This window comes from Halomonas denitrificans (assembly GCF_003056305.1).
Lineage (GTDB): Bacteria > Pseudomonadota > Gammaproteobacteria > Pseudomonadales > Halomonadaceae > Halomonas > Halomonas denitrificans.
Window position 1 is genome coordinate 23,353 of record NZ_PYVX01000008.1, and the last position, 25,995, is coordinate 49,347.

Annotated in this window: 22 protein-coding genes; 12 read left to right on the top strand and 10 right to left on the bottom strand. The window is 69.7% G+C overall.

Annotated elements, in window-relative coordinates; all coding sequences use genetic code 11:
• Nucleotides 1-217: 217 nt before the first annotated feature.
• On the top strand, nt 218-1,213 hold the full coding sequence (locus C9F13_RS16010; protein WP_108447252.1) for a TAXI family TRAP transporter solute-binding subunit: 996 nt from the start codon (nt 218-220) through the stop codon (nt 1,211-1,213).
• Between the two features lie 89 nt (nt 1,214-1,302).
• The gene (locus C9F13_RS16015) at nt 1,303-3,489 is read left to right on the top strand and encodes a TRAP transporter permease (protein WP_108447253.1); all 2,187 of its coding nucleotides are present in this window, start codon (nt 1,303-1,305) and stop codon (nt 3,487-3,489) included.
• Nucleotides 3,490-3,604: 115 nt separating this feature from the next.
• Here C9F13_RS16015 and metF read toward each other — a convergent pair whose 3' ends face one another.
• Nucleotides 3,605-4,453: a methylenetetrahydrofolate reductase [NAD(P)H] gene (gene metF / locus C9F13_RS16020; RefSeq protein ID WP_108447254.1), complete on the bottom strand. Its 849-nt coding sequence runs from the start codon at nt 4,451-4,453 to the stop codon at nt 3,605-3,607.
• Between the two features lie 139 nt (nt 4,454-4,592).
• Between metF and C9F13_RS16025 the strand changes: the two genes are divergently transcribed.
• The gene (locus C9F13_RS16025) at nt 4,593-5,528 is read left to right on the top strand and encodes an AEC family transporter (protein WP_108447255.1); all 936 of its coding nucleotides are present in this window, start codon (nt 4,593-4,595) and stop codon (nt 5,526-5,528) included.
• On the opposite strand, the gene C9F13_RS16030 is transcribed toward C9F13_RS16025, so the two are convergent.
• Entirely contained in the window at nt 5,492-6,508 is a 1,017-nt protein-coding gene (locus C9F13_RS16030) for a bile acid:sodium symporter family protein (protein WP_211310989.1), read from the bottom strand. The two genes, C9F13_RS16025 and C9F13_RS16030, sit on opposite strands and share 37 nt — an antisense overlap.
• A gap of 132 nt (nt 6,509-6,640) precedes the next feature.
• On the opposite strand from C9F13_RS16030, the gene C9F13_RS16035 reads away from it, so the two are divergent.
• Nucleotides 6,641-7,486 carry an AraC family transcriptional regulator gene (locus C9F13_RS16035; protein ID WP_108447256.1) on the top strand — a complete coding sequence of 282 codons (846 nt, stop codon included), beginning with the start codon at nt 6,641-6,643 and terminating at the stop codon, nt 7,484-7,486.
• Here the strand turns inward: C9F13_RS16035 and ahcY are convergent.
• The 3 genes from ahcY to metK all read right to left on the bottom strand — a co-directional run bounded on the left by ahcY (nt 7,480) and on the right by metK (nt 12,013).
• Nucleotides 7,480-8,889 (bottom strand): adenosylhomocysteinase, encoded by a 1,410-nt coding sequence (gene ahcY, locus C9F13_RS16040; RefSeq protein ID WP_108447257.1) that lies wholly within the window; start codon nt 8,887-8,889, stop codon nt 7,480-7,482. The genes C9F13_RS16035 and ahcY overlap by 7 nt on opposite strands.
• 105 nt (nt 8,890-8,994) lie before the next feature.
• Nucleotides 8,995-10,692 carry an NAD-dependent DNA ligase LigB gene (gene ligB / locus C9F13_RS16045; protein ID WP_108447258.1) on the bottom strand — a complete coding sequence of 566 codons (1,698 nt, stop codon included), beginning with the start codon at nt 10,690-10,692 and terminating at the stop codon, nt 8,995-8,997.
• Nucleotides 10,693-10,792: 100 nt separating this feature from the next.
• Complete coding sequence (gene metK, locus C9F13_RS16050) at nt 10,793-12,013, bottom strand: methionine adenosyltransferase (RefSeq protein WP_108447259.1); 1,221 nt, start codon at nt 12,011-12,013, stop codon at nt 10,793-10,795.
• A 231-nt stretch (nt 12,014-12,244) separates the two neighbouring features.
• Here metK and tkt point away from each other — a divergent pair, with 231 nt between their 5' ends.
• On the top strand, nt 12,245-14,248 hold the full coding sequence (gene tkt, locus C9F13_RS16055) for a transketolase (protein ID WP_108447260.1): 2,004 nt from the start codon (nt 12,245-12,247) through the stop codon (nt 14,246-14,248).
• Between the two features lie 108 nt (nt 14,249-14,356).
• Here the strand turns inward: tkt and C9F13_RS16060 are convergent, their stop codons facing one another.
• From C9F13_RS16060 to C9F13_RS16070, 3 genes are all read right to left on the bottom strand, one after another.
• Nucleotides 14,357-15,409 carry a class I fructose-bisphosphate aldolase gene (locus C9F13_RS16060; protein ID WP_108447261.1) on the bottom strand — a complete coding sequence of 351 codons (1,053 nt, stop codon included), beginning with the start codon at nt 15,407-15,409 and terminating at the stop codon, nt 14,357-14,359.
• Nucleotides 15,410-15,540: 131 nt separating this feature from the next.
• A complete protein-coding gene (locus C9F13_RS16065) occupies nt 15,541-15,930 on the bottom strand; it encodes an Hsp20/alpha crystallin family protein (protein WP_108447341.1) in 390 nt (129 codons plus the stop codon).
• A gap of 38 nt (nt 15,931-15,968) precedes the next feature.
• Nucleotides 15,969-16,421: an Hsp20/alpha crystallin family protein gene (locus tag C9F13_RS16070; protein ID WP_108447262.1), complete on the bottom strand. Its 453-nt coding sequence runs from the start codon at nt 16,419-16,421 to the stop codon at nt 15,969-15,971.
• A gap of 169 nt (nt 16,422-16,590) precedes the next feature.
• Between C9F13_RS16070 and C9F13_RS16075 the strand changes: the two genes are divergently transcribed.
• The 5 genes from C9F13_RS16075 (at nt 16,591) to fba (ending at nt 21,149) form a co-directional block, all read left to right on the top strand.
• Nucleotides 16,591-16,959: a CidA/LrgA family protein gene (locus C9F13_RS16075; protein ID WP_108447263.1), complete on the top strand. Its 369-nt coding sequence runs from the start codon at nt 16,591-16,593 to the stop codon at nt 16,957-16,959.
• Entirely contained in the window at nt 16,956-17,666 is a 711-nt protein-coding gene (locus C9F13_RS16080; protein WP_108447264.1) for an LrgB family protein, read from the top strand. The genes C9F13_RS16075 and C9F13_RS16080 overlap by 4 nt, the downstream gene beginning before the upstream one ends.
• Nucleotides 17,667-17,756: 90 nt before the next feature.
• The gene (locus C9F13_RS16085) at nt 17,757-18,812 is read left to right on the top strand and encodes a type I glyceraldehyde-3-phosphate dehydrogenase (protein WP_108447265.1); all 1,056 of its coding nucleotides are present in this window, start codon (nt 17,757-17,759) and stop codon (nt 18,810-18,812) included.
• 37 nt (nt 18,813-18,849) lie between these two features.
• Nucleotides 18,850-20,013 carry a phosphoglycerate kinase gene (locus C9F13_RS16090; protein WP_108447266.1) on the top strand — a complete coding sequence of 388 codons (1,164 nt, stop codon included), beginning with the start codon at nt 18,850-18,852 and terminating at the stop codon, nt 20,011-20,013.
• A gap of 71 nt (nt 20,014-20,084) precedes the next feature.
• Nucleotides 20,085-21,149 (top strand): class II fructose-bisphosphate aldolase, encoded by a 1,065-nt coding sequence (fba, locus tag C9F13_RS16095; protein ID WP_108447267.1) that lies wholly within the window; start codon nt 20,085-20,087, stop codon nt 21,147-21,149.
• Here the strand turns inward: fba and C9F13_RS16100 are convergent.
• Together C9F13_RS16100 and C9F13_RS16105 are read right to left on the bottom strand one after the other, a co-directional pair.
• The gene (locus C9F13_RS16100; RefSeq protein WP_245888811.1) at nt 21,088-21,681 is read right to left on the bottom strand and encodes a histidine phosphatase family protein; all 594 of its coding nucleotides are present in this window, start codon (nt 21,679-21,681) and stop codon (nt 21,088-21,090) included. The genes fba and C9F13_RS16100 overlap by 62 nt on opposite strands.
• A 324-nt stretch (nt 21,682-22,005) precedes the next feature.
• Nucleotides 22,006-22,830, bottom strand: coding sequence for a helix-turn-helix transcriptional regulator (locus tag C9F13_RS16105; protein WP_108447268.1), 825 nt, complete (start codon nt 22,828-22,830; stop codon nt 22,006-22,008).
• A 176-nt stretch (nt 22,831-23,006) separates the two neighbouring features.
• Between C9F13_RS16105 and C9F13_RS16110 the strand changes: the two genes are divergently transcribed.
• Nucleotides 23,007-24,479 (top strand): alanine/glycine:cation symporter family protein, encoded by a 1,473-nt coding sequence (locus C9F13_RS16110; protein WP_108447269.1) that lies wholly within the window; start codon nt 23,007-23,009, stop codon nt 24,477-24,479.
• A gap of 115 nt (nt 24,480-24,594) precedes the next feature.
• Nucleotides 24,595-25,995 carry an aspartate ammonia-lyase gene (locus C9F13_RS16115; RefSeq protein ID WP_108447270.1) on the top strand — a complete coding sequence of 467 codons (1,401 nt, stop codon included), beginning with the start codon at nt 24,595-24,597 and terminating at the stop codon, nt 25,993-25,995.

Sequence of the window (25,995 nt, forward strand, 5' to 3'; positions counted from 1 at the left end):
GTTTCGACCAAGGTCGAAGCGCGCATCTATAACCCCATGAATAGAAAGGGATAACTCCTGAAGGGCACGGCGCTTGCCCCAGTAAGGGCGTTGATGCCACCCCGGCCTGGATCACGGCAGGTCTCGCGACCACTGACCATACTGGGGCCGATGGCATGCAGCACCGGGACCGAACGCCCGGGCACTCAACAAGAGCAACACACACAGGAGACACGCCATGCGCAACGCCACCTCACGGACCCTCGTCGGCACCCTCGCCGGTACGCTGGCCGGCACCCTGCTGGTCGCCGCCTCGGCCGCGGCCCAAGACCGCAGCGACTGGCCCGAGAGCTTCACCGTGGGCACCGCCAGCCAGGGCGGCACCTACTTCGTCTACGGCTCCGGCTGGGCCAACCTGATCGCCGACGAGCTCGGCATCTCCGGCGGCGGCGAGGTCACCGGCGGCCCAACCCAGAACATGGCGCTGGTGCACGGCGGCGACGTCGCCCTGGGCCTCACCACCATGGGCCCGGCCGCCGAGGCGCTGGCCGGCGAGAGTCCGCTCGCCCCGGGCATGGCCATGGACAACGTCTGTGCGCTCTTCCCGATGTACGAGACGCCCTTCTCGATCACCGCCCTGGCCGACAGCGGCATCACCTCGATCGAGGACATCCCGGACGGCGCGCGCATCGGCTTCGGCCCGGCGGCCTCCACCTCCGACACCTACTTCCCGGCCATGCTCGAGACCCTGGGCGTGGAGTTCGATCGCCGCAACGGCGGCTGGTCCGACCTCGGCGGGCAGCTGCAGGACGGCCTGATCGACGTCATCGCCTTCGCCGCCGGCATCCCGATCCCGGCCGTCAGCCAGCTCGAGGTGCAGACCGACGTCAACATCATCGAGTTCACCGAGGAGGAGCAGCAGACGGTGCTCGAGGCGTTCCCGGTCTCCGAGTTCCAGATCCCGGCCAGCACCTACCAGACCCTCGAGGAGGATGCCCGCGCCGTCTCCATGTGGAACTTCACCATCGCCAACTGCGACCTGCCGGAGGACTTCATCTACGAGGTCACCAAGCTGAGCCTCGAGAACAACGACCGCATGCGCGACGTCCACCGCAGCGCAGCGACCAGCATTCCGGAGAACATCAAGTACAACAAGGTACTGCCCTTCCACCCGGGCGCCGTGCGCTGGTACGAGGAGAACGGCTACGAGATCCCGGCCGACCTGAAGCTCTGATCCGCTGACCCGACCGTCCCCCGCCGCGCCACCCGCGCGGCGGGGCACCGTTCCCTTGCCCCTCCGACAACCCCTCAAGGGTGCCATTCATGTCCCATACCCCCGAATCCCGTGACGACGCGCCCCAGGGCGACGTCGTCGAGACGGTCAACGCCGAGGGCGTCGACGACGTCGCCGTGGAGTCCAACCGGCGACTCTATACCGGCTGGCAGTGGCTGCTCTTCGGCGCCCTGGCCATCGTCTACTCCAGCTTTCACCTGATCTCGCTGAACGTCTATCCGCTGGAGACCTGGTCGTTTCGCATCGTGCACATCGCCGGCGCGCTGATCCTCGGCTACGGCCTCTACGCCGGCACACGCTTCGCCGACGAGACCCATCGCCCCTCCCCGGTCTGGCTCGCCTGGGTGAGCTGGGCGCTGCTGGTCCCGGCCGTCTACGCCCTGGTGCGGGTGGTGATGATGTACCAGGCGATGAGCGGCGGCGCCATGCGCATCGACCCGGCGATCGAGGCCTGGCACTTCGGCTATCCGCTGATACTGGCCACCGTGGCCGGCATCCTGCTCTCCTGGAGCTATCGCCAGTTCCGCGACCGCCTGTCGCCGGCCGACCTGGTGCTGATGGTCTGCGCCCTGGCCGTGGCCGGCTACCTGCTGGTGATGTACAACAGCCCCCTGCGCGCCGCCACCGGCACCTCCTTCGCGCCCATGGGCATCTCCTACGCCGCCATCGCCGGCTCGCTGCTGATCCTCGAGCTGACGCGCCGCGTCGCCGGCCTGGCGCTGGTGGTGATCTCCGCGATCTTCCTGATCTACGTCTTCGCCGGCCCCTACCTGCCGGGCTTCCTCGGCTACCCCGGGCTCTCGGTGGGCCGCTTCTTCAGCCAGGTCTACACCGACGCCGGCATCCTCGGGCCGACCACCGCGGTCTCCTCGACCTACATCATCCTGTTCATCATCTTCGCCGCGTTCCTGCAGGCCTCGAAGGTCGGTGACTACTTCGTCAACTTCGCCTTCGCCGCCGCCGGCCGGGCCCGCGGCGGCCCCGCCAAGGTGTCGATCTTTGCCTCGGGCCTGATGGGCATGATCAACGGCACCAGCGCCGGCAACGTGGTCTCCACCGGCTCGCTGACCATCCCGCTGATGAAGAAGGTCGGCTACCCGGCCCGAAGCGCCGGCGCCATCGAGGCCGCCGCCTCCACCGGCGGGCAGATCATGCCGCCGATCATGGGCGCCGGCGCCTTCATCATGGCCGAGATCACCGGCATCCCCTACACCGAGATCGCCGTGGCGGCGCTGATCCCCGCCATCCTCTACTTCCTGTCGATCTACTGCATGGTCGACTTCGAGGCGGCCCGCAAGGGCATGCGCGGCATGCGCAAGGAGGAGATCCCGCTCTTCTCCAAGCTGGTCAAGCAGGTCTACCTGTTCGCGCCGATCATCATCCTGATCGCCGCGCTCTTCATGGGCTACTCGGTGATCCGCGCCGGCACCCTAGCCACCGCCTCGGCCGCCGTGGTGAGCTGGTTCTCGCCCCACAAGATGGGCATCCCGGCGATCCTGCGCGCGCTGCAGCTGGCCGGCACCATGGCCATCCAGATCATCGCCGTGTGCGCCTGCGCCGGACTAATCGTCGGCGTGATCTCGCTGACCGGGGTCGGTGCGCGCTTCTCCTCGCTGCTGCTCGGCCTCGCCGGCGTCAGCCAGCTGCTGGCGCTGGTCTTCGCCATGCTGATCTCGATCCTGCTGGGCATGGGCATGCCGACCACCGCCGCCTACGCGGTGGCCGCTTCGGTGGTCGCCCCGGGCCTGATCAACATCGGCATCCAGCCGCTGGTGGCGCACTTCTTCGTGTTCTACTTCGCGGTGGTCTCGGCGATCACCCCGCCGGTGGCGCTGGCCTCCTACGCGGCGGCGGGCATCTCCGGCGACAACGCCATGGGCACCTCGGTGGCCTCGTTCAAGATCGGCCTGGCGGCCTTCATCGTGCCCTTCATGTTCTTCTACAGCCCGGCGATGCTGATGGAGGGCTCCTGGCTGCAGATCCTGCGCGTGGGCGTGACCGCGACACTAGGCATCGTGATGCTGGCGGCCACCGTCCAGGCCTGGTTCTTCGGCCCGGTCAAGGCCTGGCAGCGGCTGGTGATGCTGATCGGCGCCGTCTGCATGATCTACGGCGGCATCTACTCGGACGTCGCCGGCCTCGCCATCGGCGCGCTGATGTTCTTCCTGCAGCGCGGCCGCCACGGCGGAGGCGACAAGGCCGTCACCACCGGCTGAGTGCGATGAGCGCTGAGACGCAGCGCCCTCGAACGCAACGGGCCCCGCCAGTGGCGGGGCCCGTTGCGTTCATGACGAGGCCAAATCGGTCGGGCGGCGTTCCGTCGAGCTGCGCTTAGCCGGTGATATTGTCGAGGATGCGCAGGCAGGGGGTCGCCTGGTTGAGGGTATAGAAGTGCAGGCCGGGCGCGCCGCCGTCGAGCAGGCGCTGGCAGAGCCGCGAGATCACCTCCTCGCCGAAGGCGGCGATCGCCTCGCTGTCGTCGCCGTAGGCCTCGAGCTGCTTGCGGATCCAGCGCGGGATCTCGGCCCCGCAGGCGTCCGAGAAGCGCGCCAGCTTGGCGTAGTTGGTGATCGGCATGATGCCCGGCACGATGGGCGCCTCGACGCCCAGGGCGCGGGCCCGCTCGACGAAGTGGAAGTAGGCGTCGGCGGTGAAGAAGTACTGGGTGATGGCGAGGTTGGCGCCGGCCTTCATCTTGCGGGCGAAGTTCGCGAGGTCGCGCTCGAGGTCCGGCGCCTGGGGGTGAGACTCGGGGTAGGCGGCCACGGCGATCTCGAAGTGGTCGCCGGTCTCCTCGCGGATGAACTCGACCAGCTCGTTGGCGTAGCGCAGCTGGCCGACGCCACTGCCGCCCATGCCGGAGGGCAGGTCGCCGCGCAGCGCCACCAGGCTGTCGATGCCCTCCTCGCGGTAGCGTGAGAGCAGCTCACGCAGCGCGCCCTTGTCGCTGCCGATGCAGGAGAGGTGCGGCGCGGTGGTGATGCCCGACTCGCGCACCCGGCTGACGGTGTCCAAGGTGCGCGCCTGGGTGGAGCCCCCGGCGCCGTAGGTGACCGAGAAGAAGCGCGGCGCCCGCTCGGCCAGGGCATCGCGGACGCCGAGGAGCTTGTCGCGCCCGGCGTCGGTGTTGGGCGGAAAGAACTCGAAGCTGATCCCCAGCGGGTGTTCCTGCGTGCTCATCGGCGGGCCTCATGAAAACGTTGCATATTGCGGCTATTCTGACCGCCGACGTATCCGCCGACTAATGAAAGATACGCGACCCAACATCAATCCCTTTCATACAGGGATGCGCCAACGCCGCCATGCACCAAGGAAGGACATGACCTCGATCGACCCCGGCACCCTGATGGGGCCCCTCTGGACCCTGCTCGCCTACATCGGCCTGGGCTGGCTGGCCGCCCGCCGCCTGGCGGTGGACCCGCGCCCCGTGGCCACCCTGCTGATCTACCTGATCGCCCCGCTGACCTTCTTCCGCGGCCTGTTGCTGGGCGGCCCCACGCCCGGCTACCTGCTGCTGACCGCGGCACTGTTCGTGGTGGCGAGCCTGATCGCCCTGCTCGTCCACCGGCTGGCGCGGCACGGCTTCGCCGCCCAGGAGAGCGCCCTGCTGGCCTTCTCCTCCGGGACCGGCAACACCGGCTACTTCGGCCTGCCGGTGGCGCTGGTGCTGCTGCCGCCCCAGGGGGTGACGCTCTATCTCTTCGGCGTGCTGGGGGTGACCCTCTACGAGTTCACGGTGGGCTTCTACCTGAGCGCCCGGGGGCAGTTCTCGGTGCGCCAGAGCCTGGCCAAGATCGTGCGGCTGCCGCTGATCTACGCCTTCCTCGCCGCGCTGCTGGTGAGCGGGGCAGAGATCCCCCTGCCCGAGGCGATGATGGAGGGACTGGCGGCCTTCCCCGCCGCCTACACCCTGCTCGGCATGATGATCATCGGCATGACGCTCGGCCGGGTCACCATCCGTGAGCTCGACTGGCGCTTCATCGGCGCCTGCCTGGCGATCCGCTACGCCTTCTGGCCGCTGCTGGCGCTTGCCGGGGTGATGGGGCTCCAGGCGCTCGTGCCCCTTCCCGGGGAGCTGGCCATGGCGCTGCTGCTGATCGGCGTGGTGCCCATGGCCGCCAACGTGGTGGTGGTGGCCATGGAGCTCGGCATCGCCCCCGAGAAGGGCGCCCTGGCGGTGCTGATCACCACCCTGGCCGCGCCGCTGCTGATTCCCGCCTACCTGGCACTGATGCTGCCGCTGGTGGCCGGCTGAGGGGGCTCGTCGGCGCGGCGCGCGTAGCGCTGGGCCAGCACCGCGCAGACCATCAGCTGGATCTGGTGGAACAGCAGCAGCGGCAGCAGCGCGGGGCCGATGGCGCCGCCGGCGAACAGCAGCTGGGCCATGGGCACCCCGGTGGCCATGCTCTTCTTCGAGCCGCAGAAGACGATGGTGATCTCGTCCTCGCGGTCGAAGCCCAGGCGGCGGGCCAGCCAGGTGGTGAGCGACAGCACCAGCGCCAGCAGCGCGCAGCACGTCAGGGTCAACGCCGCCAGCTCGCGGGCCGACACCGTCTGCCACAGCCCGCCCACCACCGAGGCGCTGAAGGCGGTGTAGACCACAAGCAGGATGGAGCCCTGATCGACGCTCCCCAGCCAGCCGCGGTGGCGGGCGACCCAGTCGCCGGTCCAGGGGCGCGACAGGTGGCCGAGCGTGAAGGGCAGCAGCAGCTGCAGCCCGATCTTGCCCACCGCCTCGAGGCTCGCCGCGGCCTCGCCGGCGCCCTCGGCGTCCAGCAGCAGCGTCAACAGCAGCGGCGTCAGGCCGATGCCGATCAGGCTCGAGGCCGAGGCGCTGCACACCGCCGCCGAGACGTTGCCCCGGGCGATGGAGGTGAAGGCGATCGCCGACTGCACCGTGCCCGGCAGCGCACAGAGGTAGAGCACCCCGATGAAGAGCGGCAGCCCCAGCAGCGGCAGCAGCAGCGGCTCGAGGGCCCAGCCGAGCAGCGGGAACAGCACGAAGGTGCAGGCGAAGACCAGCAGGTGCAGCCGCCAGTGGGTCGCCCCGGCGACGATCGCCTGGCGCGACAGCTTGGCGCCGTGCAGGAAGAACAGCAGCGCGATGGCCAGCCGGGTCAGCCAGACGAAGACGACCTCCCCGTCGCCCTGGGCCGGCAGCAGGGTGGCGATCGCCACCACCGCCATCAGCAGCAGCGTGAAGGTATCGAACAGGGTGCGGAGTCGCGACAGCATGGCATCACCTCATGGACGGCGGCGCCGGGATCCGCCGCATCGGGCAGCAGGACGATCCATCGGCGCCATGACGGAAGCTGTCGCGACAGGCTACCCTGAACGCCGTCGTCGGTTTCACGCCAATGGGACACCATGTATCGACAAACGGACACCCCGCCGCCCGAACCAAGGCGCCTCGAGGAGCTCAAGCGGCTGCCCCGCCCGCTCTACGGCCATCGCGAGACGCTACCCAACCGCGCCATCCGCCGCCGCCATCGCCACCCCTGGGCCCAGCTCTCCTACGCCGCGCGCGGCGTGATCGAGGTGGAGACGCCCACCGGGCGCTTCGTGGCGCCGCCCAGCCGCGCCGTCTGGGTTCCCGCCGGCCATCCTCACGGGGTGCGCTGCTCCCGGGACACAGAGATGCGCAGCCTCTACGTCGAACCGACGGCCTGCGCTGCCGACTGGCCGGACTGCCGGGTGCTGGAGGTGACGCCGCTGCTGCGCGAGCTGATCCGCGCCTTCGGCGAGCTGCCGGTGGCCTACGACGAGGCCGGGGCGGAGGGACGGCTGGTGGCGGTGCTGCTGGACCGGCTGGCCGCGGCTCCGGGCAGCGACCTGGGCCTGCCCTGGCCGACGGACGCCCGGCTCGCTCGGCTCTGTCGGCGGCTGCGCGAGGCGCCCGACGACGCCCGGACGCTGGGCGAGCATGCCCGGCGGCTCGGGGTCTGCGAGCGCACCCTGAGCCGCGCCTTCCGGGCCCAGACCGGGCTCGGCTTTCGCCGCTGGCGCCAGCGCTGCCGGCTGCTCGCCGCCCTGCCCCGCCTCGAGGCCGGCGAGCGGGTCACCGACGTCGCCCTGGCCTGCGGCTACGAGAGCCTCTCGGCGTTCATCGCCGCCTTCCGCACCCAGTTCGGCGCCACCCCCGGCGAGCTCCTGCGCTCGCCGGAGGGCGCCTCATCACGGGCGACGTCGCACCCTCGGTCGCGCGATCAGTAGCGGTAGGCGTCGGGCTTGTAGGGGCCGTCGACGGGGACGCCGGCGTAGTCGGCCTGCTCCTCGGTGAGCCGGGTGACCACGCCGCCGAAGCCCTCGACCATGTAGCGCGCCACCTCCTCGTCGAGGTGGCGCGGCAGCACCGAGACGCCGAGGGCGTCGCGGCGATCCCCCTCGGGCAGCTCGGCGAAGCGCCCCTCGTAGAGGTGGATCTGCGCCAGCACCTGGTTGGCGAAGGAGCCGTCCATCACCCGGGAGGGGTGGCCGGTGGCGTTACCGAGGTTCACCAGGCGCCCCTCGGCGAGCAGGATCAGGTAGTCGCGGCTGTCGGGATCGAACTGGTCCGGCTTGCTGTCGCGATAGATCTGGTGCACCTGGGGCTTCACCTCCTCCCAGTGCCAGTGGCGACGCATGTAGGCGGTGTCGATCTCGCTGTCGAAGTGGCCGATGTTGCAGACCACCGCGCCTCGCTTCAGGGCCCGGAGCATGGCCGCGTCGCAGGCGTGGAGGTTGCCGGTGGCGGTCACCACCAGGTCGATGCGCGAGAGCAGCTCGCCATCGACGCTCGCCTCGCCCCGGTTGATGCCCTTGCGGTAGGGCGAGACCACCTCGAAGCCGTCCATGCAGGCCTGCATGGCACAGATCGGGTCGATCTCCACGATGCGCACGATCATGCCCTCCTGGCGCAGCGAGGCGGCGGAGCCCTTGCCGACGTCGCCATAGCCCACCACCAGCGCCTGCTTGCCGGCCAGCAGGTGGTCGGTGGCGCGCTTGATGGCGTCGTTGAGCGAGTGTCGACAGCCGTACTTGTTGTCGTTCTTGGACTTGGTGACGGCATCGTTGACGTTGATCGCCGGCACCCTGAGCAGGCCGTCGCGCAGCATCTCCTGGAGGCGATGCACGCCGGTGGTGGTCTCCTCGCTAATGCCGTGGACGGCGTCCAGGAGCTCCGGGCACTTCTCGTGGAGCAGCGCGGTCAGGTCGCCGCCGTCGTCGAGCACCAGGTTGGGGGCCCAGCCGTCGGGGCCCGCCACGGTCTGCTCGATGCACCACCAGAACTCCTCCTCGGTCTCGCCCTTCCAGGCGAACACCGGGATGCCGGCGGCGGCGATGGCGGCGGCGGCGTGGTCCTGGGTGGAGAAGATGTTGCACGACGACCAGCGCACCGTGGCGCCCAGGTCCACCAGGGTCTCGATCAGCACCGCGGTCTGGATGGTCATGTGGATGCAGCCGGCGATGCGCGCGCCGGCCAGGGGCTGACGGTCGCGGTACTGCGCGCGCAGGGTCATCAGCGCGGGCATCTCGGTCTCGGCGATGCGGATCTCGCGACGGCCCCAGTCGGCGAGCGACAGGTCGGCGACCTTGCAGTCGGTGGCCAGGGGGGCGGATACGGCGGCTTGGTTCATGCGTCACCTCTTTCCCGGGGAAAAGCGTGCCCTTCACTATAGGCAGTCGGCGGAAACCCGGACAAGCCGCCGGGGAAGCCGTCCCGCCCTGGAAACCGTCCTGCCCTAGAAACCTTCCGTGCCGGCCTCGCCCAGCCGCCGCGCCAGCGCCCGCACCTCGGGATGGGCGAAGAAGTCGACCAGCGCCGCGGCGCGGTCGGGGCCCACGCCGGGCAGCGCCCGCCAGTCGCGACGGCCATAGGCGCTCAGGGTCGCCCAGTCCGCCGGCAGGGCGCCCTCGACCCCGGGCGGCGCCCCCAGCGCCTCGAGCCAGCGGGAAAAAGGCGCCGTCCGCGTGGCCGCGAAGGCGGCCGTCAGGGCCTCGGCCCGCGCCTCGCCGATGCCGTGGGCGCGGCGCAGCACCGACGCCTCCAGGGCCCGCCAGTCGAGCAGGCCGGTGACGAGCCCCGACTCGACCAGGGCGGCCCAGGTGCCGGGGCCGATGCCCGGCAGGTCGAGTGCCTGGGGGCCGCCGAGCCAGGCCAGGCGCTCGAGGAACTGCGCCTCGCAGCCTGGCGTGAGCCTCCAGCAGCTCAGCGCATGATAGGCCGCCGGGTCGGGCACAGAGAGCGCCGGGCGCTCGGCGGCGCGCCACACCACCCCCTCGAGCCGAGGGATGGTCAGCCCGGCCAGGGCGATGGCCACCCGATCCCCCGGGCGGATGTCGAGTTCGCGCCAGCGATCCAGCGAGCCGGCGCTGACCCGGCGGATCGTGCGCTCCTCCAGGGCGACGGGCATCAGGTGCAGCAGCGGCGTGATGCGCCCAGTGCGTCCGATGCGAAACTCCACCCCGCGCACCTCGGCCAGGGCCTCCCGGGGCGGGTGCTTCCAGGCCGCGGCCCACTCCGGCGGCTCGGCCCGCCACCCCTCTCCCGGCGGACGACCGTCCTGGCGCAGCACCACCCCGTCGGTGGCGAAGGGCAGCGCCCCGCGATACCAGCGCTCGCGAAAGCGCGTCACCTCCTCAAGCGTCATGACGGGGTGCGTCAGCGCGGCGCTGTCGGCGAAGCCCAGCCGCTCGAGCCCCGCGAGGCGCTCGGCCATGGCGGCCGGGCCATCCGGCCAGTCCCAGACGAAGAGCCCGATGCGCGCCGCCGCCTCATCGGACAGCGCCTCCCGGGACAGCCACCCGGCCACCTCGCTGCGCGCCCCGACACCGCCCGCCTCGGCCTGGACATGATCGTCCAGACGCCGGTAGAGCTCCCCCTGCAGCAGCGCATCGACCGCCTCCGGCAGTCGCGCGGGCACAGCGGGCAGGCGGCGCACCGCCGCCGTCCAGTCCTGGCCGCGGCGCCCGTCGCCGCGACTGATGGCCCGCACCAGCCGGCCGTCGCGATAGACCAGGGTCACCGCCACGCCGTCCACCTTGGGCTGCACCCAGACCCCGTCACGCCGCGCCAGCCAGCGGCCCACCGCGGCCGCGTCCTCGAGCTTGGCGAGCCCGGTCTGGGCGATGGGATGGCGCGCCTCGCCGACGGGGTGATCCGGCACTGTCGCCTCGGGCACCGCCTCGGGAAAGCAGCGCCGCCAGCGCTCGTACTGCCGGCGGGCCTGGTCGTAGAGGGCATCGCTGACCGGGGACTCGCCGCGGCGGTAGTAGGCGTCGTCCCACTCGGCGAGCCGCTGGGCCAGGGCGACGACCTCGGCCTCGGCCGGCGCCTCGGCGCCGGTCGGGCACATCACCGCGCGAGCCGGCAGGCTCGACAGCAAAAGGCAAATCAGCAGGGAGAGGGCCGGCAGACCGGCCGGTGCGCGGGGGACCATGGCGGCTCCTGGGAAGGGACTGCCTTGACCATAGCACCCGAAACGCGACGGGCCCCGCCGGCAGTGCCGGCGGGGCCCGTCATCACCTGGCGGCGATCGCCTAGAGGCCGGCGGCCTGGCGCAGGGCGGCGGCCTTGTCGGTCTTCTCCCAGGGGAAGGCCGTGAAGGTCTCGGTGTGCTCGTGGCCCTGGGTGTCGGTCCAGGTGTAGCTCGCCTCGAAGGGCTCGCGGCCGAAGTGGCCGTAGGCCGCGGTCAGCTGGTACATGGGGTGCAGCAGGTCGAGCATGCGGGTGATGGCGTTGGGGCGCAGATCGAAGTGCTCGCGCACCAGCTCGATGATCCGGGTGTCGTCGACCTTGCCGGTGCCGAAGGTGTTGATCGAGACCGAGGTGGGCTCGGCCACGCCGATGGCGTAGGAGACCTGGATCTCGCACTTGTCGGCGAGCCCGGCGGCGACCAGGTTCTTGGCCACATAGCGGCCGGCATAGGCGGCGCTGCGGTCGACCTTGGAGGGGTCCTTGCCGGAGAAGGCGCCGCCGCCGTGGCGGGCCATGCCGCCGTAGGTGTCGACGATGATCTTGCGCCCGGTCAGGCCGCAGTCGCCCACCGGCCCGCCGATCACGAAGGTGCCGGTGGGGTTGATGTGGTAGCGGGTGGCCTCGGTCAGCCACTCGGCGGGGATCACCTCCTCGATGATCTCGCGCTTGACCATCTCACGCAGCTCTTCCTGGTCGACCTCGGGGTCGTGCTGGGTGGAGAGCACCACCGCGTCCACGGCGCAGGGCTTGCCGTCGTCGTCGTAGCGGAAGGTGACCTGGCTCTTGGCGTCCGGGCGCAGCCAGGTCAGCAGGCCGTGGCGGCGCAGCTCGGCCTGGCGCTCCACCAGCCGGTGGGCGTAGTGGATCGGCGCCGGCATGTAGGAGTCGGTCTCGTTGGTGGCGTAGCCGAACATCAGGCCCTGGTCGCCGGCGCCCTGGTCCTCGGGCTTGGCGCGGTCGACGCCCTGGGCGATGTCCACGCTCTGCTTGCCGATCAGGTTGAGCACGCCGCAGGTCTCGCCGTCGAAGCCGACGTCCGAGGAGGTGTAGCCGATGCCGGTGATCACCTCGCGCACCAGCGCCTCGAGATCGACCCAGGCCGAGGTGGTGATCTCGCCGGCGACGATGGCCACGCCGGTCTTGACCAGCGTCTCGCAGGCCACCCGGGCGTTCTTGTCGCGGGCGATGATGGCATCGAGCACCGCGTCGGAGATCTGGTCGGCGATCTTGTCCGGGTGTCCCTCGGACACGGATTCGGAGGTGAACAGGGAGTATTCGCTCATGGCGTCCTCGACCCTCTAGGTATCGGCAATAGGCAGTCGCGGAGTCTACACGCTGCGGCTCCCCCGGGCATCCGCGATTTGATGCAGGGCGGCAAGTCGGCGACAATAAGCGCCCGAATTTGACTGCGCCGCCCCGTCCCGCGGCGTCACCCAGCCAGAAGCCACGTCCGGCCGCTCCCCCTGGCCCGACCGTGTCGTGGCCTTCATTCTGCCGCAGGCGAGGAGCTCCCCATGCCGTCCCGTTTCGAACTGGCCAATGCCGTACGTGCCCTGTCCATGGACGCCGTCCAGAAGGCCAATTCCGGCCATCCCGGCGCGCCCATGGGCATGGCCGACATCGCCGAGGTGCTGTGGAACGACTACCTCGTCCACAACCCGGCCGACCCGCACTGGGCCAACCGTGACCGCTTCGTGCTCTCCAACGGCCACGGCTCGATGCTGCTCTACTCGCTGCTGCACCTGACCGGCTACGAGCTGAGCCTGGAGGAGCTGCAGAACTTCCGCCAGCTGCACGCCAAGACCGCCGGCCATCCGGAGTTCGGCTACGCGCCGGGCATCGAGACCACCACCGGTCCGCTGGGCCAGGGCCTGGCCAACGCCGTGGGCATGGCGCTCGCCGAACGCACCCTGGCGGCCCAGTTCAACCGCCCCGGCCACAGCGTCATCGACCACCACACCTGGTGCTTCGTCGGCGACGGCTGCCTGATGGAGGGCATCTCCCACGAGGTCGCCTCACTGGCCGGCACCCAGAAGCTGGGCAAGCTGATCACCTTCTATGACGACAACGGCATCTCCATCGACGGCGAGGTGGAAGGCTGGTTCACCGACGACACCGCCAAGCGCTTCGAGGCCTACGGCTGGCACGTGGTTCAGAACGTCGACGGCCACAAGCCCGAGGAGATCAAGGCCGCCATCGAGCTCGCCAGGAGCCACGAGGACAAGCCGAGCCTGATCATCTGCAAGACCATCATCGGCTTCGGCGCGCCCAACAAGCAGGGCAAGGAGGAGTGCCACGGCGCGGCACTGGGCGAGGAAGAAGTCGCCGCCGCACGCCGGCAGCTCGACTGGCCCCACGCCCCCTTCCACGTCCCCGAGGAAATCTACCGCGGCTGGGACGCCATCGAGCGTGGCCGGACCCGCCAGGCCGCCTGGGACGAGCGCTTCGCGCGCTACGCCGAGGCCTATCCCGAAGAGGCCCGCGAGCTGCAGCGTCGCCTCAAGGGCGAGCTGCCGGCGGCGCTGACCAGCGAGGCGATGGTCGAGGAGGCCCAGGCCAAGGGCGAGAGCGTCGCCAGCCGCAAGGCCTCGCTCGGCTGCCTCAACGAGCTCGGCCCGCAGCTGCCGGAGCTGCTCGGCGGCAGCGCCGACCTCGCGCCCTCCAACCTGACCTTCTGGAAGGGCGCCCGGGCGATCAGCGCCGAGACCCCCGACGGCAACTACCTGCACTACGGCGTGCGCGAGTTCGGCATGGCCGCGATCATGAACGGCATCGCCCTGCACGGCGGCTTCGTGCCCTATGGCGCGACCTTCCTGATCTTCTCCGAATACATGCGCAACGCCGTGCGCATGGCCGCGCTGATGAACCAGCAGGCCATCCACGTCTTCACCCACGACTCCATCGGCCTGGGCGAGGACGGCCCCACCCACCAGCCGATCGAGCAGCTGACCACCCTGCGCTCCACGCCCAACCTGGCCACCTGGCGCCCCTGTGACGCCGTGGAGACCGCCGCCGCCTGGAACGCCGCCCTCAAGCGTCGCTCCGGTCCCACCGCGCTGGTCTTCTCCCGCCAGGGCCTGCCCCACCAGGCGCGCAGCAAGCAGCAGCTGGCCGACATCCAGCGCGGCGGCTACGTGCTCAAGGACAGCAAGGGCACGCCGGAGCTGATCCTGATCGCCACCGGCTCCGAGGTCGGCCTGGCCATGGACGCCGCGGAGCGGCTCGAGGCCGAGGGTCGCGCGGTGCGCGTGGTCTCCATGCCCTCCACCGACGCCTTCGATCGCCAGGACGCCGCCTACCGCCAGCAGGTGCTGCCGGCCGAGGTGGGCAACCGCATCGCCGTGGAGGCCGGCCACCGCGACTTCTGGTACAAGTACGTGGGCCTCGAGGGGCGCATCCTCGGCATGGACACCTACGGTGAGTCCGCGCCGGCCGGCGACCTGTTCAAGCACTTCGGCTTCACCGTGGAGAACCTAGTGAACGAGGCCGAACAGCTGCTGGACGACGCCGAGGACTGATCGCGGCGCCAGCGCAGACGACGAAGGGGCACGGCAGACGCCGTGCCCCTTTTTCATTGGCCTGGGCCGGTGCTTTCGCCGACGCGCGGAGCCCCTGGGCCTGCGCCCTCAGGCGAGGGTGACGGTCTCATCCAGGTAGACGTCCTGGATGGCGTTGAGCAGCGCGATGCCCTCGTCGGTGGGCTTCTGGAACGCCTTGCGCCCGGAGATCAGCCCCATGCCGCCGGCGCGCTTGTTGATCACCGCGGTGCGCACCGCCTCGCCGATGTCGGAGGCGCCCTTGGAGCCGCCGCCGGAGTTGATCAGGCCGGCGCGACCCAGGTAGCAGTTGGCCACCTGGTAGCGGGCCAGGTCGATGGGGTGATCTGAGGTCAGGTCGCCGTAGACCCGTTCGTGGGTATGGCCGAAGCCGATCTCGCGGTAGCCGGCGTTGGTCTCGGGCAGCTTCTGCTTGACGATGTCCGCCTTGAGCGTGGCCGCCAGGTGGTTGGCCTGGCCGGTGAGGTCGGCGGCGACGTGGTAGTCGGTGCCCTCGTGCTTGAAGGCGGGGTTGCGCAGGTAGGCCCACAGCACGGTGACCAGGCCCAGCTCATGGGCGCGCTCGAAGGCCTCGCTGACCTCCTGGATCTGGCGGCGGCTCTCGTGGGAGCCGAAGTAGATGGTCGCCCCCACCGCCACGCAGCCCATCTCGAAGGCCTGGTCGACCTGGGCGAACGGCGTCTGGTCGTAGATCGCCGGGTAGCTCAGCGTCTCGTTGTGGTTGAGCTTGAGGATCATCGGGATCCGGTGGGCGTAGCGGCGCGCCACCGAGGCGAGCCCGCCGAGGGTCGAGGCCACGGCGTTGCAGCCCCCCTCGATGGCCAGCTCGACGATGTTGGCCGGATCGAAGTAGCGCGGGTTGGGGGCGAAGGAGGCCCCCGCCGAGTGCTCGATGCCCTGATCCACCGGCAGGATGCTGAGGTAGCCGGTGCCGGCGAGGCGGCCGTGATCGTAGAGCGCCTGCATGTTGCGCAGCACGTGGGGGCGGCGATCGCCCTGGGCCATCACCCGGTCGACGAAGTCCGGGCCAGGCGGGTGGATCGTCTCGGCGGGCACGCCGCGGCAGACGTGTCCCAGCAGGTCGTCGGCCTCGTCGCCGAGCAGTCGGATGGTATCGCTCATGGTGCTCCTCTCCTTGGTACCGGTGAATACGCTCTTCCCAGCGTAGCGGATGACCCTACCGAGCGAACGCCGCGCATGCAAATGGGAGCGCTCACCCCAGAGGGGGCAAGCGCTCCCGGGTTAGCGCCCGCTCAAGCCGCCGTGACCTCGATGCGCCGCCGGCGATGGGTGCGCTTGCGCGGCAGCACCAGCGTCACCACGCCGTTGTCGATGCGCGCCTGGATGGCCTCGGCATCGATCTCGTGGCTCAGGGTGAAGCGGCGCGCGTAGCGCTGGGCGCGCAACTCGGCGTAGATCGCGCTCAGCCCCTCGGGCATCTCGAGGCGCACCTCGCCCTCCAGGCTCAGCACGTCGTTGTCCACCTCGACCCGCAGCGATTCGCGGGTCACGCCGGGCATGTCGGCCACCAGGTGCAGCGCGTCGCCCTCCTCGAAGATATCCACCGGGGGCAGCAGGGCCTCCTCGGCCGGCTCGCGGTCGGCCGGCACCTGGGGCGCCTCATGGCGAGTCACATCGTTCATCTCGTTCACCTCCTCGGACTGCGTGATCACACGACCCGTTACGACGCCTGGATCTCGATGCGCCGCGGCTTGAGCTCCTCGCGCTTGGGCAGCAGCACCTCGCACACCCCGTCGCGGAAGCGCGCCTCGGCCCGCTCGACGTCCAGGCCCTCCGGCAGCGCCAGGGAACGGCTGAACTCGCCCTGGAAGCGCTCCCGGCGAAAGTCGGTACGGGCACCCTCGTCCGCGACCGCCGCCTCGCGCCGGCCCGAGACGGTCAGCACGTTATCCTGCACGCTCACCTCGAGCGCCTCGGCGGTGAGGCCGGGAGCGAACACGTAGACCCGGACCGCATCGTCGGTGCGCCCCACGTTGATCATCGGGAAGCTGCCGCGGGGCACCGAGCGGATATGCGCGGCCTCGGCCTCGGGCAGCATCCCGTCCAGCCATTGCCGGAACCAGTCCTCGCCCTGGGGCCGGCGGGTATCGAAACGCCTGAGATCTCCGAACATCACGAACACCTCCTACGCTAAGTGACCTCGTGTCGATGGTCGGGGGAAGTACCATGACGGCTGACATCGCCCCGGTAATCTGCACAATAGGAGCGCTTCGACGCTTTTCAAGGGCGCGCGAGTCGCCCGTCACCCGCGTTGTCAGAGCGCACCGAGACAAGGACCTGTCATGCCCGCACTGCGCGGATTCCTGTGGCTGCTGGGCTTTCTGCTGCTCGGCGAGACCCTGGTCACCCTCACCGGCCTGCCGGTCTCCGCCGGGGTCGTCGGCCTGCTGCTGCTCACCGGCTGGCTGCGGCTCCACGGCGGGGGCCTGGACGACATCGCCGCCGCCGCCCAGCCGCTGATCGCGGTGCTGGCGCTGCTGATCCTGCCCGGGGTGGTAGGCGCCTTCTTCCTCCTCGACGCGCTCGCGGGCCAGTGGACGGCGATTCTCGCCGCCCTGATCGGCGGCACCCTGCTCAGCGTGATGACGACCCTCGCGCTGATGCGCCGGCTGATGGGCGAGCCGCCCGCCGCCAAGGAGGGCGACGCATGACGGCGCTGCTCGATCACCTGCTCACCACGCCGCTGCTGGCCATCGCCCTGACCCTCGCCGCCCAGGCGGCCGGCGCCCGGCTGCTCCAGGCCCTCGGCGCGCCCGCCTGGTGCCCGTCGATCCTCGCCGCCGCGCTGCTGCTCGCCGGCACGCTGGCGCTGCTCTCCATCGACTACGCCGACTACCGCCGCGGCGCCGCCTGGCTGATGCTGCTGCTGGGGCCGGCCACCGTGGCGCTGGGCCTGCCACTGCACCAGCAGATGCCCCGCATCCTCGCCCTGTGGCGCCCGCTGCTGGCCTGCCTGCCGGTGGCGGTGGCGCTCGCCGCGGCCTACGCCGTGGGCATCGCCTGGTGGCTGGGCGCCCCGCCCGAGATCCTCGCCGCGCTCGCCCCCAAGTCGGTCACCGCGCCCATCGCGCTAGGCATCAACGCCCAGATCGGCGGCCCGGTCTCGCTGATGATGGGCGGCCTGCTGATCACCGGGGTGGCGGCCGTCGGCTTCGTGAGCCTGGGCGCGCGGCTGCTCGGCATCCGCGACGAGCGCCTCATCGGCCTCGCCCTGGGGCTCAACGGCCACGCCATCGGCACCGTGCGCGCCTTCGAGATCGGCCCGGTCGCCGGCGCCTTCGCCTCGCTGGGCATGAGCCTGACCGGCATCCTGAGCGCGCTCTTCCTGCCGCTGGCCTGGCGGCTGCTGGGCGCCTGAGCGCCGCGCGGCCCGCGCAGCAGACGCTCGGGGGCGAGATGCGCTAGAATCGCCGTTTCTGTTTCCCGGCTTCGGAGTCTCCGCCCCCTCATGGCCCTTCGCATCGCCATCAACGGTTACGGCCGCATCGGCCAGTGCGTGCTGCGCGCCCTGATCGAGGGGGAGGCGGCGCGCCACGACGGCCCGGCCCTGGAGATCGTGGCGATCAACGAGCTCTCGGACCTCGCCACCATCGCCTACCTGACCCGCTACGACACCACCCATGGCCGCTTCCCGGGCAGCGTCGAGGTCGACGGCGATCGGCTGGTGATCAACGGCCGGTCGATCCGCGTGCTCTGCGAGCCCGACCCGACGCGGCTGCCCTGGGGCGAACTCGGCATCGACCTGGTGCTGGAGTGCTCCGGCAGCTTCAAGGATCGCGCCACCGCCGAGGCCCACCTGGCCGCCGGCGCCGGGCGGCTGCTGTTCTCGCAGCCCGCCGAGAGCGACGTCGACGCCACCATCGTCACCGGCGTCAACGACGCCGACCTGACGGCGGCCTGCCGCATCGTCTCCGCGGCCTCCTGCACCACCAACTGCCTGGTGCCAGTGCTCACCGTGCTCGATGAGGCGCTGGGCATCGAGCACGGCGTGACCACCACCATTCACTCGGCGATGAACGACCAGCCGGTGATCGACGCCTACCACCAGACCGACCTGCGCCTGACCCGCTCGGCGATGCACTCCATCGTGCCCGTCGACACCGGGCTCGCCCGCGGCATCAACCGCCTGATGCCGCACCTGGCCGGGCGCTTCGAGTGCCTGCACGTGCGGGTGCCGACGATCAACGTCTCGACCATGGACCTGTCGATCTGCGTGCGCCGCGACACCTCGGCCGAGGCGGTCAACGCCCTGCTGCGCGAGGCGAGTCGCGGGCGGCTCTCGGGGCTGCTCGGCTACACCGAGGAGCCGGTGGCCTCGGTCGACTTCAACCACGATCCGCGCTCCGGTATCGTGGACGCCACCCAGACCCGGGTGGCCGGCGGCCACCTGATCAAGCTGCTGTGCTGGTTCGACAACGAGTGGGGCTTCGCCAGCCGCATGCTCGACGTCACCCGCAGGCTGGCCCGCCTCCCCCCGGCCCCGGCCGGTTCCCCCGACAGATGACATCCCTTCGGCCTTTCCAGACGAGGAACCTGCTTCCATGAACGTGCGCAAGATGACCGACCTCGACCTCAGCGGCCAGCGGGTGCTGATCCGCGAGGACCTGAACGTGCCCGTCAAGCACGGCAAGGTGACCAGCGACGCCCGCCTGCGGGCCAGCCTGCCGACCATCCAGGCGGCCCTCGAGGCCGGCGCCAAGGTGCTGCTGATGAGCCACCTGGGTCGCCCCACCGAGGGCGAGCCCGCCGAGGAATTCTCCCTGGCCCCGGTGGCCGACCACCTGGGCGAGCTGCTGGGTCGCCCGGTGCGCCTGGTCGCGGACTACCTGGACGGCGGGCTCGAGGTGGCCGACGGCGAGGTGGTGCTGCTCGAGAACGTGCGCTTCAACCGCGGCGAGAAGAAGGACGACGAGGCCCTGGCCAAGCGCTACGCCGCGCTGTGCGACGTCTTCGTGATGGACGCCTTCGGTACCGCCCACCGCGCCCAGGCCTCCACCCACGGCGTGGCGCGCTTCGCGCCGACCGCCTGCGCCGGCCCGCTGCTGGCCGCCGAGCTCGACGCCCTCGAGAAGGCGCTGGCCACCCCCAAGCGGCCGATGGCGGCGATCGTCGGCGGCTCCAAGGTCTCCACCAAGCTCGAGGTGCTCAACGCCCTCTCCGAGAAGTGCGACCAGCTGATCGTCGGCGGCGGCATCGCCAACACCTTCATCGCCGCGGCCGGCTACAACGTCGGCAAGTCGCTGCACGAGGCCGACCTGATCGAGGCGGCCAAGGCGCTGATGGCCAAGGTCGAGATCCCGCTGCCCACCGACGTGGTGGTGGCCACCGAGTTCTCCGAGCACGCCGAGGCGGTGGTCAAGCCCGTCGACCAGGTGGGCGATGACGAGATGATCCTCGACATCGGCCCCGAGACCGCCGGGCGCCTGGGCGGCCTGCTCAAGGACGCCGGCACCATCCTCTGGAACGGCCCGGTCGGGGTGTTCGAGATCGACCAGTTCGGCCACGGCACCGAGGCGCTGTCCCGGGCCATCGCCGAGAGCGCCGGCTTCTCCATCGCCGGCGGCGGCGACACCCTGGCGGCCATCGACAAGTACGGCATCGAGGACCGCGTCTCCTACATCTCCACCGGCGGCGGCGCCTTCCTCGAGTACGTGGAAGGCAAGACCCTGCCCGCGGTGGCCGCCCTGGAAGACGCCGCCCGCTGAGGCCCGCCCCCGCTATCCGGCGCGGCCCAAGCCGCCGCGCCGTCACGACCCGACAGACAACAGGAGCCCCCATGGCACTGATCAGCATGCGCCAGATGCTGGACCACGCCGCCGAATACGACTACGGCGTGCCGGCCTTCAACGTCAACAACCTCGAGCAGATGCGTGCCATCATGGAGGCCGCCGACGAGACCGACTCCCCGGTGATCGTCCAGGCCTCCGCCGGTGCCCGCAAGTACGCCGGCGCGCCCTTCCTGCGCCACCTTATCCTGGCCGCCGTCGAGGAGTTCCCGCACATCCCGGTGGTCATGCACCAGGACCACGGCACCAGCCCCGCGGTGTGCCAGCGCTCCATCCAGCTGGGCTTCTCCTCGGTGATGATGGACGGCTCGCTCAAGGAAGACGGCAAGACCCCGGCCGACTACGCCTACAACGTCGACGTCACCCGTCGCACCGTCGAGATGGCCCACGCCTGCGGCGTCTCCGTCGAGGGTGAGCTCGGCTGCCTGGGCAGCCTCGAGACCGGCATGGCCGGCGAGGAAGACGGCGTCGGCGCCGAGGGCAAGCTCGACATGGAGCAGCTGCTGACCGACCCGGAAGAGGCCGCCGAGTTCGTCAAGGCGACCCACGTCGACGCCCTGGCCATCGCCATCGGCACCAGCCACGGCGCCTACAAGTTCACCCAGCCGCCCACCGGCGACACCCTCTCCATCCAGCGCATCAAGGAGATCCACGCCCGCATCCCCGAGACCCACCTGGTGATGCACGGCTCCTCCTCGGTGCCCCAGGAGTGGCTGGCGATCATCAACGAGTTCGGCGGCGCCATCCCCGAGACCTACGGCGTGCCGGTCGAGGAGATCGTCGAGGGCATCAAGCACGGCGTGCGCAAGGTCAACATCGACACCGACCTGCGCCTGGCCTCCACCGGCGCGGTGCGTCGCTTCCTGGCCGAGAACCCGGCCGAGTTCGACCCGCGCAAGTTCCTCAAGGTCAGCACCGCGGCCATGAAGGAGGTCTGCAAGGCCCGCTACGAGGCCTTCGGCACCGCCGGCAATGCCAGCAAGATCAAGCCGATCAACCTCGAGGAGATGTTCCTGCGCTACGAGCGCGGCGAGCTCGACCCGCGGGTGAAGTGATGGACGGCGCATCGATCGAAGCTCGATGAGCACCCAGATCGACGAGGGGCGGCCACCGGCCGCCCCTGTCGTTTCCGGCATCGGTAACGCCCTCAGCGCAGACTGCCCACCCGCACCAGCCCCGCCTCGTCGGCCCGGACCACGATGATCTCCCCGGAGCCGACGCCGCCCCCACCAGGGCGGTGATGTTCACCTGATGGGTAACCAGGACCAGGTTGCCCGCGCCGCTCCAGCCTCGCATCAGGGCGAGGGTCGCGTCGGTCTGGCGCTCGGCCGTCGAGCGATCGCGGAAGAAGGAGTCCAGCGCCGGAGTGGGGATGACGTCGCCCAGCCCGAGCAGCCGGGCGGTCTCGAGGCAGCGACACCAGCGGCTGGAGCGCACCTCGCCCACCTCGATCCCGCGTTCGCGAAACCGCTCACCGATCCCTCGCGCCTGCGCACGCCCGGCCTCCGAGAGGTTGCGCTGGGTCGCGCAGTCGCTCAGGCGGAAGTCGGGCGGATCCCCGATGCCGGGCGCCAGGGCATGGCGCATCAATCAGGGCGACATGGCCACCGCGGGCCAGGGCGGCCCAGGCGGCGTCGTTTCCCTCCGCTGGCTGCGCCCGTGCCGGGAAGGCGGCAACGAGCAGCAGGACGAGCGCCAATATCGGCAAGGCTTGCAGCGATAGCGTCGGGCAGCGTCGGAGCATGTGGACCTCGCCGTGGGAGCACTGGGGAGAGGAGCAACGCCAGAGGCAGCGTCGTGCGTTCAGCCTAGCCCAAGCCGCCAGCCCCCTCCTCGCCTCGCCACGTATCGTCTTGCTTTATCTCCCTTCCTTATTTCCACACGTCGCTCCTCGCCGGGTTCCTCTTGTGTTTAAAAGCGCGCGCGGAAGTGCCATTCGTCATCGCCGACGTCGTTGCGAATGGCCTCGACCAGGGAGGGGTCGAGCTCAGGGTCGTCGAGGTCATAGAGGCCGCAGCGGGCCAGGGCGCGGCGCGGATTCACCGGCTCGCCTAGCCGCTCATAGACCACCCGCACGCAGCAGGGCATGCGCTCGCTGCTATCGGCCACGCCAAGCTTGAGCCCGGTCAGGCGCGAGACGTGGCTGCGAAAGCTGGGGAAGAGGATGGTCTGGGTGACTTCATGGCCGTTGAGCGACTCGTAGTCGACCATGAAGATGCGGTCGGTCAGGAACAGCGCGGCGCCGCGATAGCGGTTGTGGTAGGGCCGCTGGTCGGTGGCGGAGGTCATTCGCTCGGTGCGCTGGTAGAGAGTGCTGCCCTCGCGTGACTCCAGGCAGACCAGGGTGCGCAGCACCTTGCCGGGCTGCGACATGGAGAGATAGTGCTCGTAGTAGCACCCCACATAGCGCGACATGCCCCGGCTGCCCTGGGTGAGCAGCGTGTCGGGCAGGATCAGCGAGCTGTGCGGCTTGTTGGTCTCTTCAACCGCTTCCTCGTCCGGCCGGGGGCGCAGCCTGATCAGCGGAATAAAGTCGTCATGGGGCAGCAGGATCTCGTGAACCTCGACCCCGAAGAAGTCACAGATGCGCCGCATGATGCTGTCGCAGGGCCGGTAGCGTCCGCTCAGGTAGCGGTTGAACTGCGGCCGATTGATATCGAGCCGGCGGCACACCTCGGCGATGGAGCGGTAATAGCTGCACAGCAGGCGGAGATTGGCCGCAAAATCATCATGCATGTCGTATCCTCGGCCATGTCGCGACCCGACATGGCGCAGTCTGGCGCACTTGGTGCGCAAGATACTGCGCCAGGGCGCAACGGAGCGTCAAATCCCATTGTGCTGGGCGGGCTGCTTAAATCGCGTAGACAACACGCAAGAACGGCTCACAACAACACAATAGCGGAGATATCCTCATGTTGGATTTCCTCAACGACCTGCTCTGGGGCAAGGTTCTGCTGGTCCTGCTGATCACGGTAGGCGTCGGCTTCACGGTGGCCTCGCGCTTCGTTCAGTTTCGCTACTTCGGTCGCATGTTCCAGATTCTCGGCGCCAGCCAGGCCTTCAAGCACGACAAGCATGGGCATCTGAGCTCCTTCCAGGCACTGGTGCTGTCGGTGGCCGGGCGCGTCGGCGGCGGCAACATCGCCGGTGTCGCCGTGGCGATCACGCTGGGCGGCCCGGGTGCCGTGTTCTGGATGTGGATGGTCGGTCTTATGGGCATGGCGACCAGCTTCCTCGAGTGCACGCTGGCGCAGACCTACAAGCAGGCCAGTTCAGATGGCACCTATCGCGGCGGGCCGGCCTACTACATCGTCAAGGGTCTGGGCAGTCGCTGGACCTGGCTGGCGGGGCTCTATTCCGTGCTGCTGCTGATGACCTTCGGCTTCGGCTTCACCGCCCTGCAGTCCTATGCGGTGGCGACCTCCTTCGGTGATGCCTTCGGCGTACCGGTGCTCTACAGCGGCCTGGCCCTGGCGATGGTGGTCGGACTGATCATCTTCGGCGGCATCAAGCGCATCGCGCGCATTTCCGAGGTCCTGGTGCCCTTCATGGCCGGCGGCTACATCCTCATTGCGCTGCTGGTGCTGGGCATGAACATCGAGAAGATTCCGGACGTGTTCACGTTGATCGTCAAGAGCGCCTTCGGCCTCGAGCCGGCCATCGGTGGCGGCATCGGCGCGGCGATCATGATGGGGGTAAAGCGCGGCCTGTTCTCCAACGAGGCGGGGCTCGGCAGTGCACCGAACGTAGCGGCGGTGGCCTATGTGCCGCACCCGGCCAATCAGGGGATCGTGCAGGCCTTCTCGGTGTTCATCGACACCGTGATCATCTGCTCGGCCACGGCCTTCATGATCCTGCTCAGCGGCGTTTATGATCCGGCCTCCACCAATGAGGTGGCGGGCATCGCCCTGACGCAGGCCGCGATGGCCGACCATGTCGGCGAATGGGGCCGCACCTTCGTCAGCCTCGCGCTGCTGCTGTTTGCCTTCAGCACCATCCTCTACAACTACTACCTGGGCGAGAACAGCCTCAACTTCTTCAGCCGCGATAACCAGACCCTGTTCAACGCCTTCCGCGTCGCCATCGTGCTGCTGGTGTGCTGGGGTGCGACGACCGATCTAGGCACGGTGTTCGGCTTCGCCGACGTGACCATGGGCCTGTTGGCGGTGGCCAACCTGATCGCCCTGATCATGCTCTTCAAGCCGGGCCTGCGCATCCTCAGGGACTTCGACGGCCAGATTCGCGGCGGCATCAAGCAGCCGATCTTCGATGCCAGCCAGCATCCCGACATGAACCTGGACCCCAAGGCCTGGGAAATCGAGCCGGAAGACCTGGCACGCATGCATGACGTGCTCGGCAACACGCCGGCCAGCGCCAAGGATTGACCTCTAATCCGGCTCGAGTTGCCGGATGCACGCCAAGGCGCACGCGGCCCCGCCCGACCGGGCGGGGCCGCGTCACTTTCCCCCTGTCTTCTTCGCTTGCTGAGTGAACGACACCATGACAACACGCACAGAACACGACCTGCTCGGCGACATGACGCTGCCAAGCGAGGCCTGGTACGGCATCCAGACCCAGCGGGCGGTGGACAACTTCCAGATCACCGGCGTGCCGATCAGCCACTTCCCCGAGCTGGTGCGCGCGCTGGCGATGGTCAAGTCGGCGGCGGCCAAGGCCAACGCGGACGTCGGCGTGCTGGCCCCGCACAAGGCCGAGGCCATCCAGGCGGCCTGCGCGGAGATCATCGACGGCGCCCTGCACGAGCAGTTCGTGGTCGATCTGATCCAGGGTGGCGCCGGCACCTCGACCAACATGAACGCCAACGAGGTGATCGCCAACCTGGCGCTCACCCGGCTCGGCTTCGCCAAGGGCGACTACTCCCGGCTGCATCCCAACGACGACGTCAATCGCTCCCAGTCGACCAACGACGCCTACCCCACCGCGGCCTGCCTGAGCCTGCAGTTCGCCGCCGAACCGCTGACCCAGGCGATTGTCGACCTGAAGACGGCGCTGGAACGCAAGGGCGCGGAATTCGCCGACGTGGTGAAGATGGGGCGCACCCAGCTGCAGGATGCGGTGCCGATGACGCTGGGGCAGGAGTTCGAGGGCTTCGCCGTGACCCTGGGTGAGGACATCGAGCGCGTCGCCGAGGCCTGCCGACTGCTCTGCGAGGTCAACCTCGGTGGCACCGCCATCGGCACCGGCATCAACACCCACCTGCAGTACCAGGCGCTGGCCGTCCGCCACCTGGCAATCCTCTCGGGCAAGCCCATCGTGCCCGCCTCGAACCTCGTCGAGGCCAGCTCCGACATGGGCGCCTTCGTCTTCCTGTCGGGCATTCTCAAGCGCTTCGCCATCAAGCTTGGCAAGATCTGCAACGACCTGCGCCTGCTCTCCAGCGGCCCGCGGACCGGTCTTGGCGAAATCGCCCTGCCGGCCATGCAGCCGGGCTCCTCGATCATGCCAGGCAAGGTGAATCCGGTGATCCCCGAGGCGGTCAACCAGACCGTCTACCAGGTGATCGCCAACGATCTCGCCGTGAGCCTGGCGGCCGAGGCCGGCCAGCTCCAGCTCAACGCCATGGAGCCGATGATCGTCTACAACCTGCTCAATTCGATGCGCATGCTGTGTTCGGCCTGCACCATGCTCCAGACCCGCTGCATCGAGGACATCGAGGCCAATCGCGAGCAGTGTGCCCGCCACGTCGATAACAGCATCGGCATCATCACCGCGCTGGTGCCCCACATTGGTTACTCGAACGCCTCGCGCATCGCTACCCAGGCCCTCACCAGCGGGGCCACCGTGCGCGAACTGGTGATCGACGAGGGGCTGCTCGACGAGGCCCAACTGGATCGGCTGCTAAGCCCCCAGGCCATGCTCGCCCCTGTCCAGGAGGCCTGA

Excerpts from the sequence above, each read along its gene's own strand:
- C9F13_RS16010 (WP_108447252.1), top strand. The coding sequence starts at position 218 with ATGCGCAACGCCACCTCACGGACCCTCGTCGGCACCCTCGCCGGTACG.
- C9F13_RS16015 (WP_108447253.1), top strand. The coding sequence starts at position 1,303 with ATGTCCCATACCCCCGAATCCCGTGACGACGCGCCCCAGGGCGACGTC.
- metF (WP_108447254.1), bottom strand. The coding sequence starts at position 4,453 with ATGAGCACGCAGGAACACCCGCTGGGGATCAGCTTCGAGTTCTTTCCG.
- C9F13_RS16025 (WP_108447255.1), top strand. The coding sequence starts at position 4,593 with ATGACCTCGATCGACCCCGGCACCCTGATGGGGCCCCTCTGGACCCTG.
- C9F13_RS16030 (WP_211310989.1), bottom strand. The coding sequence starts at position 6,508 with ATGCTGTCGCGACTCCGCACCCTGTTCGATACCTTCACGCTGCTGCTG.
- C9F13_RS16035 (WP_108447256.1), top strand. The coding sequence starts at position 6,641 with ATGTATCGACAAACGGACACCCCGCCGCCCGAACCAAGGCGCCTCGAG.
- ahcY (WP_108447257.1), bottom strand. The coding sequence starts at position 8,889 with ATGAACCAAGCCGCCGTATCCGCCCCCCTGGCCACCGACTGCAAGGTC.
- ligB (WP_108447258.1), bottom strand. The coding sequence starts at position 10,692 with ATGGTCCCCCGCGCACCGGCCGGTCTGCCGGCCCTCTCCCTGCTGATT.
- metK (WP_108447259.1), bottom strand. The coding sequence starts at position 12,013 with ATGAGCGAATACTCCCTGTTCACCTCCGAATCCGTGTCCGAGGGACAC.
- tkt (WP_108447260.1), top strand. The coding sequence starts at position 12,245 with ATGCCGTCCCGTTTCGAACTGGCCAATGCCGTACGTGCCCTGTCCATG.
- C9F13_RS16060 (WP_108447261.1), bottom strand. The coding sequence starts at position 15,409 with ATGAGCGATACCATCCGACTGCTCGGCGACGAGGCCGACGACCTGCTG.
- C9F13_RS16065 (WP_108447341.1), bottom strand. The coding sequence starts at position 15,930 with ATGAACGATGTGACTCGCCATGAGGCGCCCCAGGTGCCGGCCGACCGC.
- C9F13_RS16070 (WP_108447262.1), bottom strand. The coding sequence starts at position 16,421 with ATGTTCGGAGATCTCAGGCGTTTCGATACCCGCCGGCCCCAGGGCGAG.
- C9F13_RS16075 (WP_108447263.1), top strand. The coding sequence starts at position 16,591 with ATGCCCGCACTGCGCGGATTCCTGTGGCTGCTGGGCTTTCTGCTGCTC.
- C9F13_RS16080 (WP_108447264.1), top strand. The coding sequence starts at position 16,956 with ATGACGGCGCTGCTCGATCACCTGCTCACCACGCCGCTGCTGGCCATC.
- C9F13_RS16085 (WP_108447265.1), top strand. The coding sequence starts at position 17,757 with ATGGCCCTTCGCATCGCCATCAACGGTTACGGCCGCATCGGCCAGTGC.
- C9F13_RS16090 (WP_108447266.1), top strand. The coding sequence starts at position 18,850 with ATGAACGTGCGCAAGATGACCGACCTCGACCTCAGCGGCCAGCGGGTG.
- fba (WP_108447267.1), top strand. The coding sequence starts at position 20,085 with ATGGCACTGATCAGCATGCGCCAGATGCTGGACCACGCCGCCGAATAC.
- C9F13_RS16100 (WP_245888811.1), bottom strand. The coding sequence starts at position 21,681 with ATGCGCCATGCCCTGGCGCCCGGCATCGGGGATCCGCCCGACTTCCGC.
- C9F13_RS16105 (WP_108447268.1), bottom strand. The coding sequence starts at position 22,830 with ATGCATGATGATTTTGCGGCCAATCTCCGCCTGCTGTGCAGCTATTAC.
- C9F13_RS16110 (WP_108447269.1), top strand. The coding sequence starts at position 23,007 with ATGTTGGATTTCCTCAACGACCTGCTCTGGGGCAAGGTTCTGCTGGTC.
- C9F13_RS16115 (WP_108447270.1), top strand. The coding sequence starts at position 24,595 with ATGACAACACGCACAGAACACGACCTGCTCGGCGACATGACGCTGCCA.